An 18973-nucleotide genomic window follows, 5' to 3' on the forward strand; every position below is an offset into this window, starting at 1 on the left:
GGAGTGTCCCTGACACACCGCGGTACGCGCCGATGCCGCAAAGTGAGCCATTGACGGATATGCCAACAACGCGCACGGAACGCCTGCAGTCCATGACCGATCTGCTGGAGGCGCTGGTTGCCCGCCCGAGCCGGGCGGGCGTGGACGACTGCACCCCCGTGCTCGGGGCGATCTCCGGCTGGCTCGAGCGCCATGAGATCCCCCACGAATGGATGCGGGACCCGGCGGGCAGGCCGCTGGGCCTCGCGGGCGGAATCGCGGGCGGTCGGCCCGGTCCCGTCTACCTGCTGGACGCGACCGCCGACACCGCCCCCTTCGGCGACCCGGGCGCCTGGCGGCACCCGCCCGATCGCCCCACCATCGAGGCGGGCTGGCTGTACGGGCGCGGCAGCGCCGACAGCAAGGCCGGCATCGCGGTGTTCTGCCACGTGCTGGCGGACCTGCTGCCCGGGCGGGAGCGCCTCGCCGGCAGGGTGAACTTCGTCTTCGATGTGGAGGAGCACAGCGGCACCTTCGCCGGCATCCGCGCCTACATGGAGAAGCACCTCGACCGCCCCCCCGCGGGGGTGATGATCGGCTACCCGGGCAATGATCGGCTGGTGGTGGGCGCCCGCGGCTTCCTGCGCGCGCGGCTCGTCATCCACGGCCTCGGCGCCCACTCGGGTTCCTCCAGCAACCGGGGAATCAACGCCATCGACCGGGCCCGCGCGCTGCTGGGTCAATTGGCGGCCGAGCCGCTGGCGCCCCCCGATGACGCCTTCCCCCTCCCGCCGAGGATTACCGCCACGGGCATCCGCGGCGGCGGCAGCTTCTCGCTGGTGCCGGACCGCTGCGAGCTGGATCTGGATATCCGCCTCACCCCCGCTTTCGACGACGGGGCGGCACGAACGCTGCTGCAGAACGCGGCGGCGCGGCTGGATGGCGACGGGGCGCCGGCCACGGAGATCCGGTGGTCGCCGGGCTGGCCGGCCTACCGCCTCGAGGACGGTGCGCCGCTGAGCACGGCACTGTCCGAGGCGGCCCGCGAGGCGTTCGGGCACACGGTGCCCCAGGGAGTCGCGGGGCCCTCCTGCATCGCCAACTACCTCCACACCCTGGGCATACCCGCCACGGCGGGCCTGGGTGTGACCTACCGGAATGTGCACGCGGCGGACGAGTGCGTGCTGCTCGAGACACTGGAACCCACCTTCCTCGCCTACCGGCAGGCCCTGGCCCGGCTGCTGCGGTAGGACGGTTCAGGGAGCAGGGGCAGCTCTTCAGGGACCTACAGGAGACCCCCATGAACCAGGCCCAGGCGAACAACACGGGAAGTCCCTGTCACGACCAGGAACTGCGCATCGCCCTGGTGATGAACGGCGGGGTCAGCCTGGCGGTATGGATCGGCGGCGTTACCCAGGAGATCAACCGGCTGGTTCGCCGCGAGACCCTCTACGGCCGCCTCTGCGACATTCTCCACCTGCGCCCGCGGGTGGACATCGTGAGCGGTACCAGCGCGGGTGGCATCAACGGCGCCATCCTGGCCCTGGCCATGAGCCAGGGCAAGCCGCTGGATCCCCTGCGCGACATCTGGCTCAACAAGGGCGACATCCTCACCCTGCTGCGCCCGCCCACCCGGGAGGATCCCCCCTCGCTCCTCGACGGCGGCTACTTCTACAAGGCCATGGTGGAGGGTTTCCACGCCATCCGCGATCAGCAGGGCCCGGGCCTGCTGCCACCCGCCCAGGTGCCCATCGAGCTGTTTCTCACCACCACGGTCCTGCGCGGGGAGGTGCACGACTTCCCCGACGATGCCGGGACCGTCATCCGCGATGTCACCCACCGCGGCCTGATGCGCTTCCAACGCGGCCCCGATCAGCCCCGGGATCACTTTGCCGACCCGGCGATCGCCCGCAAGCTGGCCGCCGCGGCGCGCGCCACCGCCTCCTTCCCCGCCGCCTTCGAGCCCTTCTACCTGCCTGGCGCGGAGGAGAAGGGCGAGATCTCCGCGGGCGGCGAAGCCGTCCCCTGCCTCGAGGGCCACGCGAACTTCGCCCTGGGCTGCTTCGTGGTGGACGGCGGCGTGCTCGACAACAATCCCCTGGAAGCGGCCATCGACGCGGTGTTTCTGCAGCGGGCGGAGGGCGAGGTGCGAAGGGTGCTGGCCTACGTGGTCCCCGACCCGGGTCATATCCCCGATCCGCCCGCCCAGGACCCGGCCCGGGTCCCGAGCCTGGCGGGCACCATCCTGGCATCGCTGGTGGACATCCCGCGGGTGGAGTCGGTCTCGGATCAGCTGCGCGCCATCACCCGCCACAACCAGGAGGTCGCCCGGCACTACAACACCCGCCTGCTGTTGGCGCGTTCCGTGGACGGGCCGGGCGCCGAGACGGTGGCAGCGGATGTCTTCCCCGGCTACCGGCTGCGCCGTTGCCAGAGCGCCGCGGACTACATCGCCACCGCCCTGGCCGATGGCGCGGCGCGCCATCGCGACGCCACCGGACGGGGCATCGCCCTGGGGCGGCGGGCCCGCGAGCGCATCGCCGGCGCCCTGGCCGGCTGCGGCGCGGTGCCCTGGCTCCCCGAGCGCTTCGAGGAGGCGGGAACGGGGGGCGAATGGTGGTGGGGGCTGCTGACGCTGGAAAACGTCATGGCCGTGGTGCTGGAGCTGCTGTGCCGGGCCGTGGCGCTGGTGCCCGCCCGGCGCAGCGGGGAGAGCGATGCGTTATGGCCGGACCTGATGCGGGCCCGGCGCCGGGCCTATGACCTGGTGGCGGAGCTCGCCCGCCTGCGCCGGCTCGACCAGGGCCACTGGCAGAGGCGCGGCCAGGCACTGGCTCCCGAGCTCGCCGGGCTGGGAACAGCGGATGCGAGCCGGGTGATGGCGCTGGCGGAGCGCGAGATCCGCGTCTGGGTGGGAGTGTTCGATGCCACCCTGCAGGCCGACGAGCCCCTGCGTCCCCCCCGGGTCTTCGCCGAACTCGCCGACCGGATCGGCGGGCTGCTGCTGGAGAGCAGCCCGCTGCTGCACGGCGTGCTGGGCCTGGGCGTGCCCCTGCGCCACCCGGAGAAATTCGCCGATCTCAGCACCCTGACCGACTTTCTCCTGCCGGAGGCGAACGGCAGCCTCGGGGCGACCTGGAGGCGACTGCTCGCCCTGGAGGTGGTGCACTATGCCTTCGGTGCCGACACCCCCCGCGACCAGTTCATGGAGCTCTACCAGTTCAGCGCCAACGTGCCCACCGCCTTCGGCGGTCCGGACCGGCTGGAGCAGAAGCTGGCCGGCGTGCAGGTGGCCCACTTCGGCGCCTTCTACAAGCGCAGCTGGCGCATCAACGACTGGATGTTCGGACGCCTCGACGGCTCCGAGCGCCTGCTCCGCATCCTGCTGGATCCCAGGCGTCTGGCCCGACTCTATGGCCGGGAGCCGGGGGACGGGATTGCGCCGGGGGCTGCGGCCGGGGCCGTCCTGGGCCTGCTCCGCGAGGCGTTGCTGGAGGGTGTCGCCCGGGAGGACGACCGTGTCCTGCTGGAGACCCACTGGCGGGAGCGGCTCGAAGCCATGGGTGCCGAGCTGGCCTACCTGGAGCGCACCGACGCGGCGATTCCGGACTGCCTGCCCGAGTGCGCGGCCATGCTGCGGGAACGCCTGCATCTCGACATCCTGCGCCGGGAGCTGCCCGCCCTGGCGGACGCGGTGGGCGATGACGAACTGGACGGGGCCCACCAGGCCGGCTTCGGTTCCAAGTTCCTCAAACGCTTCCGCAGCGCCCTGTGCCAGCTGGGCGACGCCGCGCGCAAGGCCCCGGGGCCATCCGCCTCGCCCGCCCTGTCCAGCGAACAGCTCGTGGAGCTGTTCAAGGGCGCGCGGGTCGGGGAGGAGCGGGTGCTGGACGAGGTGGGCACCGACCGTTTCACCATCACCGCCACCCGCTCCGCCGCGGTGGCCGTCGGCGCCCTCTCGGGGAAGGGGTCGGGGCTCAAGTACCTGCGGGGCATTTTCGCCGCCGCCCGTACCCCCCTGGTGGCCCTGGACCTCCTGGTACAGGCCCTGATGAAGAAGGGTCGGCTGCTGGTCAGCCTGTACGCCATGGCGATGGCGGCGGCCATCACCATCCTGGTGGCTCCCGCCGCCGACTGGCCGGACGGCGTGGAGATGGCCGCCGCGGTCGTTCTCGCGGCGGGGCTCGTCGTGCTGCTGCGACGCTATCCGCGGCTGCTGATCGGGCTGTTTGCCCTGGTGCTCGTGCTGTGGAAGGTCGTGCCGCTGCTACGGGGGTGGCTGGGGTGAGTGCTCTTCGAGGGGCGGGGTTCACAGGATCGCGGGCAAGTGCGCCGGGAGGAGCGCCCGCATTCCACCGGGCGGCTGCAACCGGATTATTCGCCGACCCGCTGGAAACGGGCCCACGAGGAGCTGCTGTCCGAGAATGGAACCAGGAAGACATAACCCCGGCCGGTGTAACGCTGGCCGACGACCAGCGAGCCGTCCACGGCTCTGTGCAGGGTGATCGTTTGCGATTCGTAGTAGACGGCGAGCGGATCAAGGGACCCATGGGCCCAGGCTATAGCCGCTGTGCCCGAGCTGCACGTGAATGCCATGTTCTTCCTGAGGTTCACTCTTGTCGGTGTCTGCTTCGCGTCAAATACCGTGATGATCAGTTCGCGGTTGCGGGCCACCGAGATGGAAACGGTTCTGGCCTCCACAGGCGGCTCGTCACTCAGGATCGCGCTGAGCGATGCGAAGGACCGACTGCTTTTTTCATCCGTCAGCAGGCCGCGATCGGCGTATCTCCCCCCGATTCCGGAGCAGTCCGTTCCGGGAGTTGCCAGAGCGGGCCAGTCAGGCGGATACGGCCGTTCCTCGACCGTGGCGCACCCGCCGCACAGGAGGCCGCACAACAGCCATGGGGCGAGGGGGTGTCGACCGAACATGTTGCCGCGGGCGCTCCTTGGCGGGGATGGGGCCACCCGGCGCCCGCCATGCCAGCCGACGGGCGGCCGGGATGAATCTGAGTATAGCGAAGCCCCGCGTGCCGAAACCCCGAAGCCGGCACGGTGCGGGGCGGACGGGCGCCCGCCGTTCCAGTCGGGATTTCCCGGCGCCGCCGACCGTGCCGCCGTGGGCCTCGACGAGTTCCTTGACGATGGACAGCCCGATGCCCGCGCCACCCCCCTCCCGGGCGCGGGAGCGGTCCGCCCGGACCCAGGCCGCCTCCGGGGGAAGCACCTGCCGCACCTCCAGGCCGGTCCCCTCCAGGTGCTGCCGGCCGAGTTCTATCGTCTCGCCCACCAGTTCCCGCAAGGAGATCGTCCGCGGCCGCAGGCCGCTCCGGGACGCATCGGCCCGGGCCGGGTAGGTCTTCACCAGGGCGGCGATATGGCGGTCGTCCTCCACCACCAGGAGCAGCCCCCGCGTGCCCGCGGGATTCCGAAAGCCGATGTCATGCGCCTGCCGGATATCTGTCTGTTGGATGCCCATGCGGTCGCACGGTCCTCTCCCGGTGTGGCAGGAACCGGCGCAGCACCACCTGGGTGGCCGAGTCCGGACGCCACGAAATGTTCACTCCCGAAGTCGGACCGGGAATCCGCCCGCTTCCTTTCCCGATGGAAGCGCATCGGCGTCGCCCTTCCCGGGGCTCTTGCGAGCGACAGGTCGGCAGGAACCGGCGTTCAGGCGTCAGCACTTCCCCTTCGCGGCCTTGGCCGGCGGGCAGGAGCCGCCGCCGCCCGTGTCACCGCCGCCGTCGCTCGCTCCGCCGGAGCCCGCGCTCTTGCCCCGGCTCTTGGCCTGGACGTCGGCGGTGGCGGTACCGGTTTCGGCGTCGTCATCGGTGACGGTGAGCTCAACCGGGTAGGTGCCGGCCGCGGAATAGGTGTGGCCGGCCGTCAAGCCGCTGCCGCCGCTACCGTCGCCGAAGTCCCAGGCGTAGCCCGTGATGGTGCCGTCGTCGCTGGAGCCGGAGGCGTCGAAGCTGCAGGCGAGCCGGTCGCAGGCGTAGGTGAAGGCGGCGCTGGGCGGCATGCCTCCCGGGGGCGCGCTCACCGTCACCGGCTGGCTGGTGCTGTCCGTGGCGTCCCCGTCGTCGGTCACCGTCAGGGTGACGGTGTAGGTGCCCGCCGTCCCATAGCTGTGGGACGGGTTGCGGACGCCCGAAGTGCCGCCGTCGCCGAAATTCCAGCTCCACGCCACCACGGTGCCGTCGTCGTCCCCGCTCTGGTCGGTGAACTGCACGTCGAGGTTGTCCGGGCTCCAGGTGAAGGCAGCGGTGGGCGGCAGGTTCGCCGCGCCGATGGCGGCGACCGCCTGGTCGGCCCGGACGAGACCGTGGCCGCTGTCGGGGTCGTAGCCGGCGGCCAGCATGTCGATGGCGGTGGACTCCAGCGCGGCCTGCACGGCATCCGGGGAGGCCGTGGGTCTTGCCTCGAGCATCAGCGCGGCGACGCCGGCGGCGTGGGGGGCCGCGGCCGAGGTGCCGGAGAAGTCCGGGGTGCCGTCGCCGTCGCGATCGCTGCCGGGGTAGAAAAAGGTGGTGTTGACGCCGTCCGGCGCGACGACGGCTGGCTGCATGCGTACCTCGGGCGCCGCCAGGCGCGTGCCGTCCGCCGCGAACAGGATGGGCGTGCCGCCGGCCGAGGAGAAGGACTCGAGCAGGGGCGGGCTGACGCCGAACTCCGGGGTGTTCCGGTAGTAGGCCGCGCCGACCGCCACGGCACCCGCTGCGTTGGCGTGGCCGTAGAGCGAGCCGCTGTGGGTGGCGTACGCGTCGATGGCGGCGCTGCCGAACAGCACCGTTTTCATCAGGCCCGGCTCGGCGCCGTCCCACAGCGCGATGACGAGCTTGAACACCGGCGGGCTGGTGGGCGCGAAGAGTCCGTCGTTGCAGAACTGCAGGATCTCGACCGGCTCGCCGGTGGGGATGTTCTCGTGGGCGTCCCAGGCGACGATGAGCGTCTCTGTGGAATCCAGCAGCCAGACATCGAGGTCGTTCTGGGTGCCGGTGCCCGCGGCGGCCGAGCCGAAGGGCGAGTCCCACTGCACCGAGAAGATGGCGCACTGCCCGGCGGGAATGGTGTGCTCCTGCGTCGTGTCCCGGAACGGGCCGGGGTCGAAGTCGTGCATGTAGCCGGCCGGCCAGAGCACGCCGCCGATGTCGATGTAGAGCATCTCGCCGCTGTTGACGAAGCCGTGCTCGTAGCTGTCGCGGGCCTGGTTGCCGGCCGCCGAGAAGTAGGCGACCCCGTCGCCCTTCACCTGGTCGATGGCCTGGGCGATCACCCCGTCCATGAACATGGGCTCGCCGAGGTAGATGACATCGTCGACGATCACGCCGGCGCCTGCGTCGGCGAGCGCCAGGATGCCGTTGGCGAAGCCGGCGAAGCCGTTGAAGGCGGTGTGGAAGGCGAGCGCCGCGCCGGGTGCCACGTCATGGACGATCTGCAGCATGGCGCGCCCCTCGTCGGTGCAGGGGGCCGGGTAGACGGCATCTCCGCAGTTGGCGCTGTCGTCGATTACCTGGACGCCGGTCGGCAGATCGTTGCCGGCCACGTCTGCGGCCGCGCCGCCGAGGTGATCGTAGCTGTCTGAGAGCACGCCCACCTTGACCCCGGCGCCGCTGACGCCGTACAGGGTGCGCGCGATATCGGAGCGTTGCGCCAGGTCGCCCTGGCTGGTCACGCTGCCGGCGTTCGTCAGCGGAATGGAGGCGGAGAGGGCGCGTAGGTTGCCGAGCGCCGCCGCCTGACGGACCACCCCGATGGGCAGCCAGCCGGATACGGTATCGCCGAACGCGGAGCCCCGCTGCAGCCCGAGCCGGTCCAGATCCGCCAGCAGGGCTTCGGCGTCCCCGGCGGCGCGCGCATCCACCAGGACCCGGCCCCGGCTGACGCGTATGAAATGGTTGCGGGAGTGGAAGGGAACGGTCGGTGCCGCCCGCCGGTGCTGCAGGAACTCGAGATAGAGCCTGGACAGGGTGCCGTCGAGCCTTGCGAGGGCGCCGCCCGGCTTCAGGGCATGCAAGCCCGGGTGGGTGTCCGGCAGCCGGGCCTCGAGGCCGAGCGCGATCGGCGCGGTCAGCGCGAGCACCACCAGCAGCAGGATCTTCAGCGGGGTAAAGGGGCCGGCATTCGGTTTCATGGAAGCGTCCCTCTTGATCGCCATAATCAATAGCTTAGCTTGCTTGCGGGGCCTGGGGAGCGAATTGCGGATATTTGTACCCGGACTCCCCGCACCGCTCCAGGCGGGTGCCTCTTCCGGCGCTTCAAGATGGTCGTGCAGGACACTGTTCGGGCGGGACTTTCTCTTCTCGGAAGCGGATTACTCCCGGCGCTCCGGGTCCCCGGCTCTTCGTCTTGCCTGTCTGGCAAGCATTGAACCCGTGGCGGGAACTTCAGGGCGGGCACAGTGAAATACGCAAGACTCCGCATGGTTTCCTGCACGGAGTCAGCCGCCAGGACGGCCGCGGTGGGGGCCGCCCGGGCGACGATTTCAATCCTGCAGCAGATACTGGATGGTGGAAACCACCCGCACCGTCTTCATCACCTGCCGCGACTCCATCATCCCCGGCGTGTCGTCCCGGGGCAGGATCTGGAACAGTCCCTGGTTCGCGGTGCGGATGCCGCCGAGGGCGCTGCCGGAATCCTCGGCGAACTGCCGGGCCGCGGCACGGGCGTTGCGGGTGGCCTCGGCGATCATTTCCGGCTTGAGATCGTTGAGGCGGGTGAAGAGATAGAAGGGGCCGCTGCCGGAGGGGCCCATCTCGCTGCTGAGGACGACGCCGGCATCCACCAGCACGTCGAGCTTCTGGCTGGCCTGGATGATGCGGTCCACATCATCGGTGCGGACCATGAGCGTCTGGGCGACGATGAAGCGGCTCTCCACGGGGCCGGAGCGGTAGGCCTGGGCGAGGAGGTCGGTGACCTCCACGCTCTGGAGCTCCACCGCCTCACGGGGGATGCCGGCATCGGCGAGGAAGGCGAGGACGGCGGCGGCGTCGCTGCGCAGCTTCTCCTGCACCTGGGTGAGGTCGTTGCCGGTGGCCACGAAGCGCATGGGCCAGAGGGCCAGGTCCGCCTTGACGATGCGCTCGGCGAAACCCTTGACGGTCACATGACGGTCGGCCTGCCGGCCCTCGAGGAAGCCCTGCCCGACGAACCAGCCGCCCAGCGCGATGCCCGCGGCCAGCACCAGGGCGGCCCCCCACCACGTCCCCTTGCTGTTCATCGAAGCCCTCCCCGGGCAAGAGATACGGTAATCCTAGCCCCCGCCATCCCTCTGCGCCAGGGGTTGTCCAAGGCGCAGCATCGGTACACGGCAATAACTTGACAATAGCAGTACATTAACCCACTATCAGACTCAAGTAATAGGCCTGTAAGAGACAGGAACGACAAGAAATACCCGCCTATTCAGGCAATTTATGTCGACGGCGTGAGGATGCGCGACCAGACGGCCGCACCCTTCATGATAACAGTACAAACGATGTACATATGTGAGACCCCGCCCGGGCCCGGGCGGCACCCTGCAGGAGTGAGCGTCATGCGCGTAGCGGTCATCGGCGGAACCGGATTCGTGGGCAGCTACCTGGTGGATGCCCTCCTGGCCCATGGGCATACCCCGGTGCTGATGGTGCGCCCGGGCAGCGGCGGCAGGTTGCGCCGGCCCGACTCGGTCTACCAGGTGCCCGGCCGTGTGGAGGATGACGACGCGCTGCGCCGCTGCCTCGAGGGCGTCGACGCCGCCGTCTACAACATCGGCATCCTGCGCGAGCAACCGCGCCGGGGCATCACCTTCACCGCCCTGCACGAGGAGGGCGCTCGGCGAGCCATCGACACGGCCGGGGAAATGGGCGTGAAGCGCTTCCTGCTGATGAGCGCCAACGGCGTGCGCCCGGACGGCACACCCTACCAGCGTACCAAGTTCGCCGCCGAGGAGTACCTGCGCGCCAGCGGCCTCGAGTGGACCATTTTCCGGCCCTCGCTCATCTTCGGCGACCCGCGCGGGCAGATGGAGTTCTGCTCCATGCTGCGGGAGCAGATGATCCGCCCGCCCATCCCGGCGCCGCTCTTCTACGAGGGCCTGCTTCCGCTGGATGCCGGCGGCTTCTCCTTCACCCCGGTCCTTGTACGGGACGTTGCCGAGGCATTCGCGCTCTCCCTGGAACGGCCGGAGACGGTGGGTGAAGTGCTGCACCTGGGCGGGCCGGTGGAGATCAGCTGGCGTGGCATCATCCGCACCCTCGCCGGGATCGGGGGGCGGCGCAAGCTGGCTCTGCCGGCGCCCGCCGGGGTGGTGCGGCGGGTGGCCGCGCTGATGGAACCGCTGGGGGTCTTCCCCGTGACCGCCGACCAGGTGCGCATGCTCACCGAGGGCAACAGCTGCGACGGCCGGCCCGCCTTCGAACTTCTCGGCATCACCCCGACCCCGTTCGGCCCCGACGCCCTGGGCTATCTCCAGTCGGTCCAGGGCGCCCGCGCGCAGGCCCGTGCGGCGGGTCAGGGGAGCTGAACCGAAGCGAATCCCCGACTGCTTCGACGCCGGGAACGCCGGGAATCCAAAGCCCCGGGTGTGACGGTATCGTGGCGGCAGATACCGATTGCGCCACCTGATGCCGCCCCTGCGCCTCCGGAATCGCCGCACAACGGCGTCCTGTCGCACCATTCCCGGCGGGTTCCGCGGAATCCCGGCGGCTATCCCTCCCCCGGCCCGATTGGGGCATAATCGAACGTTTCATCCCCTCATCCCGTATGGGGTGCTGACGAACCGGTCGTCAGCGTTCTAGACTTGAGTATTGGAACATTCGAATGTGCGGGCCAGGCGAGGTGGTCCGCTCCATGTGCCGGAGGAATTTGATGGACAGAGCCTTTGACGTGCCGCACCGGCTCGAGGCCGATATCCGTGCCCGTGCCGCGCAGGCGCCGCGGCCCGCGCCGCTGTCGCCGGAACGGCGCGAAGAGGTTATCGAGCGGATCAAGCGACTGCTGAAGGAGCGTGACGCGGTCCTCGTGGCCCACTACTACGTGGACGAGGAGCTGCAGATGCTGGCCGAGGAGACCGGCGGCCACGTGGCCGACTCCCTGGAGATGGCCAACTTCGGCAGCCGGCACCCGGCCACCACCCTGGTGGTCATCGGCGTGCGCTTCATGGGCGAGACGGCCAAGATCCTCAATCCCGAGAAACGGGTGCTGATGCCCGATCTCGATGCCAGCTGCTCGCTGGACCTGGGCTGCCCGGCGGACGAGTTCACCGCCTTCTGCGACGAGCACCCGGACCGCACCTCGGTGGTCTACGCCAACACCAGCGCCGCGGTCAAGGCCCGCACCGACTGGGTGGTCACCTCCAGCAACGGCCTGCAGATCGTCCGCCACCTGAAGGAGCGGGGCGAGAAGATCATCTGGGCGCCGGACAAGCACCTCGGACACTACATCCAGCGCGAGACCGGCGCCGACATGCTGCTCTGGGACGGCGCCTGCATCGTCCACGAGGAGTTCCGTGCCGACGCCCTCAAGAAACTCATCGACGAGAACCCCAATGCCGAGGTCCTGGTGCACCCGGAATCGCCCGAGGCGGTCATCGAGCTGGCCGACGTGGTGGGCTCCACCAGCCGCCTCATCAAGGCGGTGCGCGAGTCGGATGCCGACGCCTTCATCGTGGCCACCGACTTCGGCATCTTCCACAAGATGCGCGAGGCGGCGCCCCACAAGCGCTTCCTGGTGGCGCCGACGGGCGGTGAGGGCGGCACCTGCATCAGCTGCGCCCACTGCCCGTGGATGGCCATGAACGGGCTGGAGAACCTGGCCGATGTGCTCGAGAGCGGGCGCAACGAGATCCTCATCGACGAGGATATCCGCCGGAAGGCCTACCAGTCGGTGAAACGGATGCTGGACTTCTCCCGCGATCACGGGCTGGTGGGCGGCCCGGCGAAGTGCGACTGAGGGTGGTGGGCACCGATGGCAGGCAATCATTTCAGTCCCGTGTTCAGCGAGTTGCCTGCGACGCTGGCCATCTTTCCGCTGCCCGGCGCCATTCTGCTCCCCCACGGCCAGTTGCCGCTGAACATCTTCGAACCGCGCTACCTCAACATGGTTCTCGACGCCCTCGGCCAGGGCCGGATGATCGGAATGATCCAGCCCGATCCCGCCGCCGGTGCGGATGAGGGCATTCACCGCATCGGCTGTGCCGGGCGCATCACCCGTTTCAACGAGACCGAGGACGGGCGCCTGCTGATTCTCCTCACCGGGGTATGCCGCTTCGAGGTGAGCGAGGAACTCGACCTGCTGCGGGGCTACCGGCGCGTGGTCCCCGACTGGCGCCGCTTCCGCGCCGATCTCGACGAGGCGGAACCGCCGATGGCCGAAATCGAGCCCCTCATGGTGGCCCTGACCCGCTACTGCGAGGAGAGCGGCCTGGAGGTGGAATGGGAGAAGCTGCGCGCCATGGATCCCGTCCGCCTGGTGAACTTCCTCGCCATCAACCTGCCCTTCGGGGTGGACGAGAAGCAGAGCCTGGTGGAGGCGGTGACCCCGGTGGAACGGGCCCGCCTGCTCACTGTCCTGGCCGAGTTCGGCGCCGCTGGCCGCGACAATGGCGGCGGCCTGCACTGAACCGGTGGCCGCTCACCCCTGCAATCCTTCCCGCCGTGCCTTCCTGACCGTTCTCGCCTCCGGCGCGGCGCTGGCGGCCTGCGGCGACTGGCGGGCGGGCAGGGGAACCCCGCGGGTGGGGCTCGCGCTGGGCGGCGGGGGCGCTCGCGGGCTGGCCCATATCCCCTTCCTGGAACTGCTCGACGAGATGAAGGTGCGCCCCCACCGCATCGCCGGCACCAGCATCGGCGCGGTGCTTGGCACCCTCTACGCCGCCGGCCGCAGCGGACGCGAAATCAGGGAGTTGATGACCGGCCTGGTGGGCGACGGGCGGGGGGAGGGGCTGCTCCATGGCAGCTACCGCTGGATCGAGTACATCGATCTGGCCATGGGCGGTGGCGGGCTGCTCGATACGGACGATTTTCTGCAATTTCTGCATGGAGCACTCCGTCACGACACCTTTGCCGAGCTCGCAATTCCGATGCGGGTCGTTGCCGCCGACCTCTGGAGCCGGGAGCCCGTCGTTTTCTCTTCGGGTGAGATGTTGCCGGCCCTCAAGGCGACCATTGCCCTGCCGGGACTGTTCAAGCCGGTGCCGTACCGTGGGCATCTGCTGGTGGATGGCGGTGTCGTCAATCCTGTGCCCTGGGATCTGCTGGATGACTGTGATGTGGTGGTGGCGCTCGACGTTTCTGGCCAGAGAACCCACCAGCGGGGTGAAGTCCCGGGTGTCATCGAAAGCGTCTTTCTCAGCTTCCACGCCATGGAAGAGGCGCTGGTGGCGGAGAAGCTTCGCTGCAGCCGGCCCGACCTCTACATCAAGCCGCCCATCAAGGACATCCGGGTCATGGATTTCCAGCGGGCAGGGGAGATCTACGACCAGGCAAAACCTGCCCTGCAGGAACTGCGCTGGGGATTGAAGCGGCTGCTGGGCTGAGTCCCGCCGCCAGCCAACGAGGGGGGGACGGCCGCCAGGGTCAGGGTACGCTGCGGCAGACTCGGGTCCGCTCTCCCTTTCACCGGGCCGTTTCCGGGAGGGGGGAATCGTGCCGGGGATGCTCCGTCCACCTGCGTTGATGAGCCCTGCGGCCGGAACGGAGCCCGCGAGAGCCTCGCCGATGCGATTGACCGTCCACCCCTGGGCATCGCCCGCGGCAGCGTCCCCGGATCCCAGTCGCACCAGCGCTGTGCACCCATGCTGTTCCCGGCACCGTTCGGGGGCAGTGTGCGCTTCAACAAAAAATCGTAACTAACAGAATTGTTTGATATTTAAAGATTGGCATGGTGGCTGCATCTGTTCCTGTGCACGCATGTGCTGACTTCATTGTCATGGCTTGACCTCCTCGCTTCCTTGCCCGCCGCACCCCGGCGGGTTTTTTTTGCGGGAGACACGGGAGGCTGGGCATCGGGCCGTGCCGGAGGCGGTGGCCCCGGCCCGGCCGTCACCCACCGCGCCCGGATTCCGGGCGGGGGTTGGTCAGGCCGCCGCCGGCACCTCGCCGCCGCGCTCGGCGCTGTCGCGGACCGGGCGCATGGGATCGGCGCCGATGGTGCCGCGCAGGCTCTCCAGGTACTCGGGGCTCGCCACCCATTCCAGCCTCTCCCGTGCCTGTTCCAAACGTTCGGCAATCCGCAGGCGGGCGGCCACGTCGGCATGGCTCTCCTGGGCCAGGAACGTCTCCAGGCTCAGTACATGGCGCTGCCACAGCGCCTGGTCGCGGGCCTGCTTGGTCTCCAGCCGCTCGCGGTACCAGTCCGAGGCGAGCAGCGACTCGCGGGTGAACAGGGCGCGGATCTCCGGGTGGTGGACATCCTTTCCCCGGTAGTGCCCCTCGGCCATGATGTGCAGCAGTGCGCGCAGGGGCGGACAGGCCTCATCCACGCTGCCGTCCTCGAGGTAGCGCCGGGCCACCCGCTGCTGGGCCTCCACGATGTTGTCCACGCCGTCGACGAAGGCGTCCAGATCCTGGGTCTCCGGGCGCAGGACGGACTCGTTGAAGACCGCCGTGGGACTGTCGAAGATCTTGCCCATGAAGCGGTGCACGAAACGGTCGGTGATGCGGTAGCCGAGCCGGCTGGCCGCCACCATGCGCCCCCGGTGCTCGAAATCCCGCACCGGCTCCAGGTAGCCGCGCTCGGTGAGCCAGGCGGGATCGCGTTCGCGCTCGGTGAGACGGCTCCAGATCTCCGGGATCAGCAGGCTGACGTCGTGGTCCACCCGCATGCGGGGACCGATGTGGCCGGCGGCGCTGGAGTAGCCGGCGTAGCCGGTGAGGATGTAGGAGACCAGGGCGTTGTTGAGGTCCGCCGTGGGGCGCAGGGCGTTGAAGGGCCCCTTGGTCAGGGCTCCCTCGCTGCCGGCGCCGGTGGTGGAGGGGGACTTGCCCGTGAGGCTGCAGATGAAGTCCATGAACAGCTCGGGCAACTCCTGGTAGTGAATCGGGTTGTAGACCGCCAGCGGCCGGATGCCGGGCTGCGGCGGGTTGTTGCGCCGGCCGGTCAGCACCGCGTTCACCGGGTTGCAGACGGGCCGCTCGAGTGCGACGCGCCGGTGCAGGCGGATCCCCATCTCCGCCACGTAGCGGCGCACCGGGTCGGAGAGATCCGGGCGCAACTGCAGGTAGCGGGGGTTCTTGCTCGGCTTGCCGTCCACCAGCCGCGGGTGGGCGGAGGAGACCACGTAGCCGGTGCCGGCGTCGTAGGCGCCGCGCAGCAGGTTCTGCATGGGCGGGGTGAAGGCCTGGAAGCCCACCACGTCCTCCACGATATCCGCCAGCGCCTCGCCGTGCAGGGGTTCGAAATTGGCGATGAAGTTGCCGTGCCGGGCCATGTCCGCCTCGGTCTGCTTGTCGAAGCCGGGGTGGATGGCCTCGTCGGGGCGCTGGAACAGCCGGAACTCGCAGTTGCTCACCAGCTTCACGCTGGGATGGCCGGCGGCGTTGGGCGAGCAGTTGCACAGCGCCTCGGTGGGCACCACCACGGAGGCGCTGATGTCGTCCTCCATCTGCACTTTCTCCGCGGCGATGAAATCCTGGCGCACCTTGAACACCCGCCAGGCGCTGGAGCCCTCCAGGCCCACCCGCAGGTAGGAGCCCACCAGCTTGCGGCCGTTCATCTTCAGCTCGTGGCCGGGGCTGCCGTTCACCACGTCCACGGAGAGCCGCTCGCGCCAGCGGTCGCCCCACTCGGGGCGGTAGACGCGCTTGATGATGAAGGCGAGCGCCCGGATATGGTCGGGGATGGTTTCCAGCCAGGCGTTGTAGGCGTCGGTATTGGCGGGCGAGGGGGTGAGCAGCTTGATGACGGAGCCGAGGCTGCGCTCGGGGCTCAGCGGCTTGCGGCTCGGATCACGGTCCTCGTGGGCGAACTCGGGCTTTAGACGGTCGCTGTAGTCGCGCTCGAAGATGGCCTCGACGATATCGAGATCCTCCTCCAGATCGCCCACGTAGAGGGAGCCGTAGATGACCGCGTCATCGATGGACTTGGAGATCTCCGACTTGCCGCCGCCGGAGACGGTGCAGGGCTTGTGGCAGAAGGTGCCCTCGGGCTCGGTGCCCAGCAGCCGCCAGGAGGGCGCCCCCGGGTGCTTCTGCATCTCCACCCGGTAGCCGTTGGGCTGCATGTAGATGTGCCCGGGGCGCAGTTTGAGGGTCTGCTTCACGCCGTCCCGGTACCAGGTGATGGTCTGGGCGTTGAGGTCCATGCGCAGGTCCTGGGGCACGTAGATGACCTGCGGGAAGCGCTTGTCAACCGCGTAGCCTTCGGGCTGGACGTCCATCACCGGGGCGAACATCCCCGTCATCTCGTCGAAGCTGTAGCCGCTGGCGCGGGCGCGGCTGTCCACGCCGTACTCCTCGCCGTGGTTGCGGCGCACGAAGACCAGCGCGCCGCCGGCATGCTCCTCCTCGGCCAGCCCGTAGAGGTTGGCGGCGAAGCTGATCTGGGTCTTCACCTCCTTCTTGCAGTAGCCGAAATAGTTGTCGGCCAGCAGGGTGACGATGACCCCGGAGGCGTCACGGGCGGTGATCTTGAAGGAGTTGCCGTCGTTGTAGCGCTCATCGGCCTCGCGCCAGCACATGCCGTCCGCGCGCTGGCGCTCGCTGGCCTCGTCCCAGTGGGGCAGGCCCAGCTCGCGCTTGGTGAAGCCGACCAGGTGGGGCGCGAGAATGACGCAGCCGGTGTGGCCGGTCCAGTGCTCCACGTCCAGGGCCGCGTCGTTGTCCGCCAGGTAGGGATTGCCGGCATTGCCGAAGATGCTCTCCACGAAATCCAGGTTGCTCACCAGGCGGCCGGGAGCGAAGAAGCGGATCTCCATGCTCTTGGCCACATCGCGGCCGGGAATGGCGGGACAGACCAGCGGCCGGAGCAGAAGCGAGGCGAACATGGCGGCCGGTTCCGGCTGGCCGGTGGCGAAGGGCAGATGCAGCAGTTCCTCCGGCGGGGACAGGGCCGCGGCGAGCAGGCGGGCGAAGACCGCCTTCGGCACCGCCTTCTTGTCGCCCGGGATGGGCAGGCCGTCCTCGGCCACGTGGAATGAGCCGGCAGTGGTGCGCCGGTCGCTGGCCGGGTTGTGCAGTACGCCCTGGCGCACCCGGTAACTGCTGAGGATGTCGGAGTTGAACGCGTCGCGGCCGAGGGGCAGGGAGAGCTCCCGCGCAACCCCGTGGCGGTCCAGCACGATGGTGTTCCCCGGGAGGCGCGGCACCGCCCCCGGCCCCAGGTCACCGAGGTAGCGTTCCAGAAACGCCTGGATGCGGCGGTCGGGGGGGCAGAGGTAGTCGGAGAGCAGGCGGCTCTTCTCCCGGTAGCTCTGCAGCAGGCTGCGGGCGACGGAGAGGAATTCGGCATCCTCCTCGGCAGGGCAGATGGGTTGGCCGGAGGAGGCGAGCTTGAGGTTGATGTAGAGCTGCAGACGGCGCCGGCTCCAGCTCTCGTCCTCCTCCCCGGTCTTCAGTCCCAGGGCCTGTTCCAGGTCATCGAGGCCGGTCCAGTCGGTCAGCAGGCGGTTGTGATCGTGCATGGCGTCTCGGTTCTTCTCGCGCGGGTCCCGTTTTTTGAGCGTGCCATGTTAATGCCCTCGGATGGGGATGGCTTGCCGCACTGCAACAGATACGCGGGCGGCAGCTGCGGTTCGGTGCCGCAGGCGCGGCGCTGATCCCGGCCCCGGCCGGCGGACCATTCCAAACCGGTTGATGGAATGATGGAAATCCGGCCGGCGCCCCCGGTCGTGCCGGGGACGCCGGGACGCTTGCCGCAACTCCCCGGGCTCAGCGCCTGAGGTAGCTGAAGCTCGGGTTCGGGCGGCCCACGAAGCAGGAGTTGCGGAACTCGTGATGGCGGATGATGTTCAGCGCCTGCCGGGCCTCGGCCTCCTTGTTCTGGAAGTCGAAGATCCAGTGGCTGCCCTCGACGATCTTCCACCGTCCACCGATCTGCCGCACCTCGATGTTGCCCGGGTTGAAACCGACGCAATCCTCGCCGGGCATGGGGCCGGCCGGTGCGGCGCCGCCCGCCAGCAGGTAGGACAGGGAGGGATCGGGGCGACCCACGAAGCAGGACTGGTCGGCGCGATAGTGGCGGATCACCCGCAGCGCCTGGCGGGCCTCGGCCTCGTTGCCGCCGAAGTCGAATACCCAGTGGCTGCCGTCCACGATCTTCCAGCGGCCGTTGATGCGGCTGACCTGGGCGTTGCGCGGATCGAAGTTGACGCAGTCCTCCCGCGGCGCCATCGGAACCGGCCTGGGACGCATGCCCGGACGCGGTATCGGGGCGATGGCCACCGGGGCGCCCTCGCGGGTCCAGCGCGAGCCGCCGAAACCGCCGGTCTTGCGCTCGGCGACCAACTCGTTGCCGCCGCGCTCGATGGACAGGTCCAGCCGCCCCTCGTTCATGGTGCGGCCCTTGGGCACATCGGCCCACTCGCCGCGTACGCGATCGCCGTGAATGCGGCCGTTGAAGACATTGGACCAGGAAGGGTTGGAACTGCCGCGTTCGCCGTACCAATAGAGCTGGTTGCCGACCTGGCGCAGGTAGTAGGTACCGCCGTCGTCACCCTTCCAGGTGCCGGTCAGGTCGGCGGCCACCGCTGCCGTCGCGGTGATCAGGGCAAGCAGCAGAGTGACAAGGATCCGTTGCATGGTGCTTCCTCCGTTCCCTGGGCGATGGATCATCCATTGCCCTGCAGGGTAAAGCTTAGATCGTATGGAGGCGGAGGTGGACGGAAAATTCAGGGGGATGAATGTCTGGTGGAAAAGGGGAACGTCTCCCGCGGGCGGCATTGCCGATGCCGCCCGCGGGATCCGGCCCGGAAAGCGGCAGTTCAGAGAATGCCGATGATCGCCAGGGTGAGAATGACGAAGTAGGTCGCCACCGCGGCGATGGTGAACTTGACGACGGTGCGATGTTCGGCGGGGCTGTCGAA

At 69.2% G+C, this 18973-nt stretch carries 12 protein-coding genes; 6 read left to right on the forward strand and 6 right to left on the reverse strand.

Annotated features, from left to right (window positions below; translation table 11 throughout):
* The first annotated feature begins 92 nt into the window (after window positions 1–92).
* Together DFQ59_RS05140 and DFQ59_RS05145 are read left to right on the forward strand one after the other, a co-directional pair.
* The gene (locus DFQ59_RS05140) at window positions 93–1229 is read left to right on the forward strand and encodes a M20 family metallopeptidase (protein ID WP_170142045.1); all 1137 of its coding nucleotides are present in this window, start codon (window positions 93–95) and stop codon (window positions 1227–1229) included.
* A 50-nt stretch (window positions 1230–1279) separates the two neighbouring features.
* Window positions 1280–4267 (forward strand): patatin-like protein, encoded by a 2988-nt coding sequence (locus DFQ59_RS05145; protein WP_114278620.1) that lies wholly within the window; start codon window positions 1280–1282, stop codon window positions 4265–4267.
* An 86-nt stretch (window positions 4268–4353) separates the two neighbouring features.
* Here DFQ59_RS05145 and DFQ59_RS05150 read toward each other — a convergent pair whose 3' ends face one another.
* The 4 genes from DFQ59_RS05150 to DFQ59_RS05165 all read right to left on the reverse strand — a co-directional run bounded on the left by DFQ59_RS05150 (window position 4354) and on the right by DFQ59_RS05165 (window position 9196).
* Window positions 4354–4680: a hypothetical protein gene (locus DFQ59_RS05150; protein ID WP_114278621.1), complete on the reverse strand. Its 327-nt coding sequence runs from the start codon at window positions 4678–4680 to the stop codon at window positions 4354–4356.
* 136 nt (window positions 4681–4816) lie between these two features.
* Window positions 4817–5455, reverse strand: coding sequence for a histidine kinase (locus tag DFQ59_RS20470; protein ID WP_114278622.1), 639 nt, complete (start codon window positions 5453–5455; stop codon window positions 4817–4819).
* A gap of 198 nt (window positions 5456–5653) precedes the next feature.
* Window positions 5654–8110 (reverse strand): PKD domain-containing protein, encoded by a 2457-nt coding sequence (locus tag DFQ59_RS05160; RefSeq protein ID WP_114278623.1) that lies wholly within the window; start codon window positions 8108–8110, stop codon window positions 5654–5656.
* A gap of 351 nt (window positions 8111–8461) precedes the next feature.
* Window positions 8462–9196 (reverse strand): SIMPL domain-containing protein, encoded by a 735-nt coding sequence (locus DFQ59_RS05165; RefSeq protein ID WP_114278624.1) that lies wholly within the window; start codon window positions 9194–9196, stop codon window positions 8462–8464.
* 312 nt (window positions 9197–9508) lie between these two features.
* On the opposite strand from DFQ59_RS05165, the gene DFQ59_RS05170 reads away from it, so the two are divergent.
* From DFQ59_RS05170 to DFQ59_RS05185, 4 genes are all read left to right on the forward strand, one after another.
* Window positions 9509–10477: an NAD(P)H-binding protein gene (locus DFQ59_RS05170; protein ID WP_114278625.1), complete on the forward strand. Its 969-nt coding sequence runs from the start codon at window positions 9509–9511 to the stop codon at window positions 10475–10477.
* A gap of 344 nt (window positions 10478–10821) precedes the next feature.
* Entirely contained in the window at window positions 10822–11904 is a 1083-nt protein-coding gene (gene nadA, locus DFQ59_RS05175) for a quinolinate synthase NadA (protein ID WP_114278626.1), read from the forward strand.
* A gap of 15 nt (window positions 11905–11919) precedes the next feature.
* Window positions 11920–12573 (forward strand): LON peptidase substrate-binding domain-containing protein, encoded by a 654-nt coding sequence (locus DFQ59_RS05180; RefSeq protein ID WP_114278627.1) that lies wholly within the window; start codon window positions 11920–11922, stop codon window positions 12571–12573.
* Between the two features lie 4 nt (window positions 12574–12577).
* A complete protein-coding gene (locus DFQ59_RS05185) occupies window positions 12578–13489 on the forward strand; it encodes a patatin-like phospholipase family protein (protein WP_170142046.1) in 912 nt (303 codons plus the stop codon).
* Between the two features lie 540 nt (window positions 13490–14029).
* Here DFQ59_RS05185 and DFQ59_RS05190 read toward each other — a convergent pair.
* Window positions 14030–17572 carry a PPi-type phosphoenolpyruvate carboxykinase family protein gene (locus DFQ59_RS05190; protein WP_245937196.1) on the reverse strand — a complete coding sequence of 1181 codons (3543 nt, stop codon included), beginning with the start codon at window positions 17570–17572 and terminating at the stop codon, window positions 14030–14032.
* Window positions 17573–17819: 247 nt separating this feature from the next.
* Window positions 17820–18689 (reverse strand): hypothetical protein, encoded by an 870-nt coding sequence (locus DFQ59_RS05195; protein WP_114278629.1) that lies wholly within the window; start codon window positions 18687–18689, stop codon window positions 17820–17822.
* Window positions 18690–18973: the final 284 nt, after the last annotated feature.

It is taken from the genome of Thioalbus denitrificans, assembly GCF_003337735.1.
Classification (GTDB): Bacteria; Pseudomonadota; Gammaproteobacteria; order DSM-26407; family DSM-26407; genus Thioalbus; species Thioalbus denitrificans.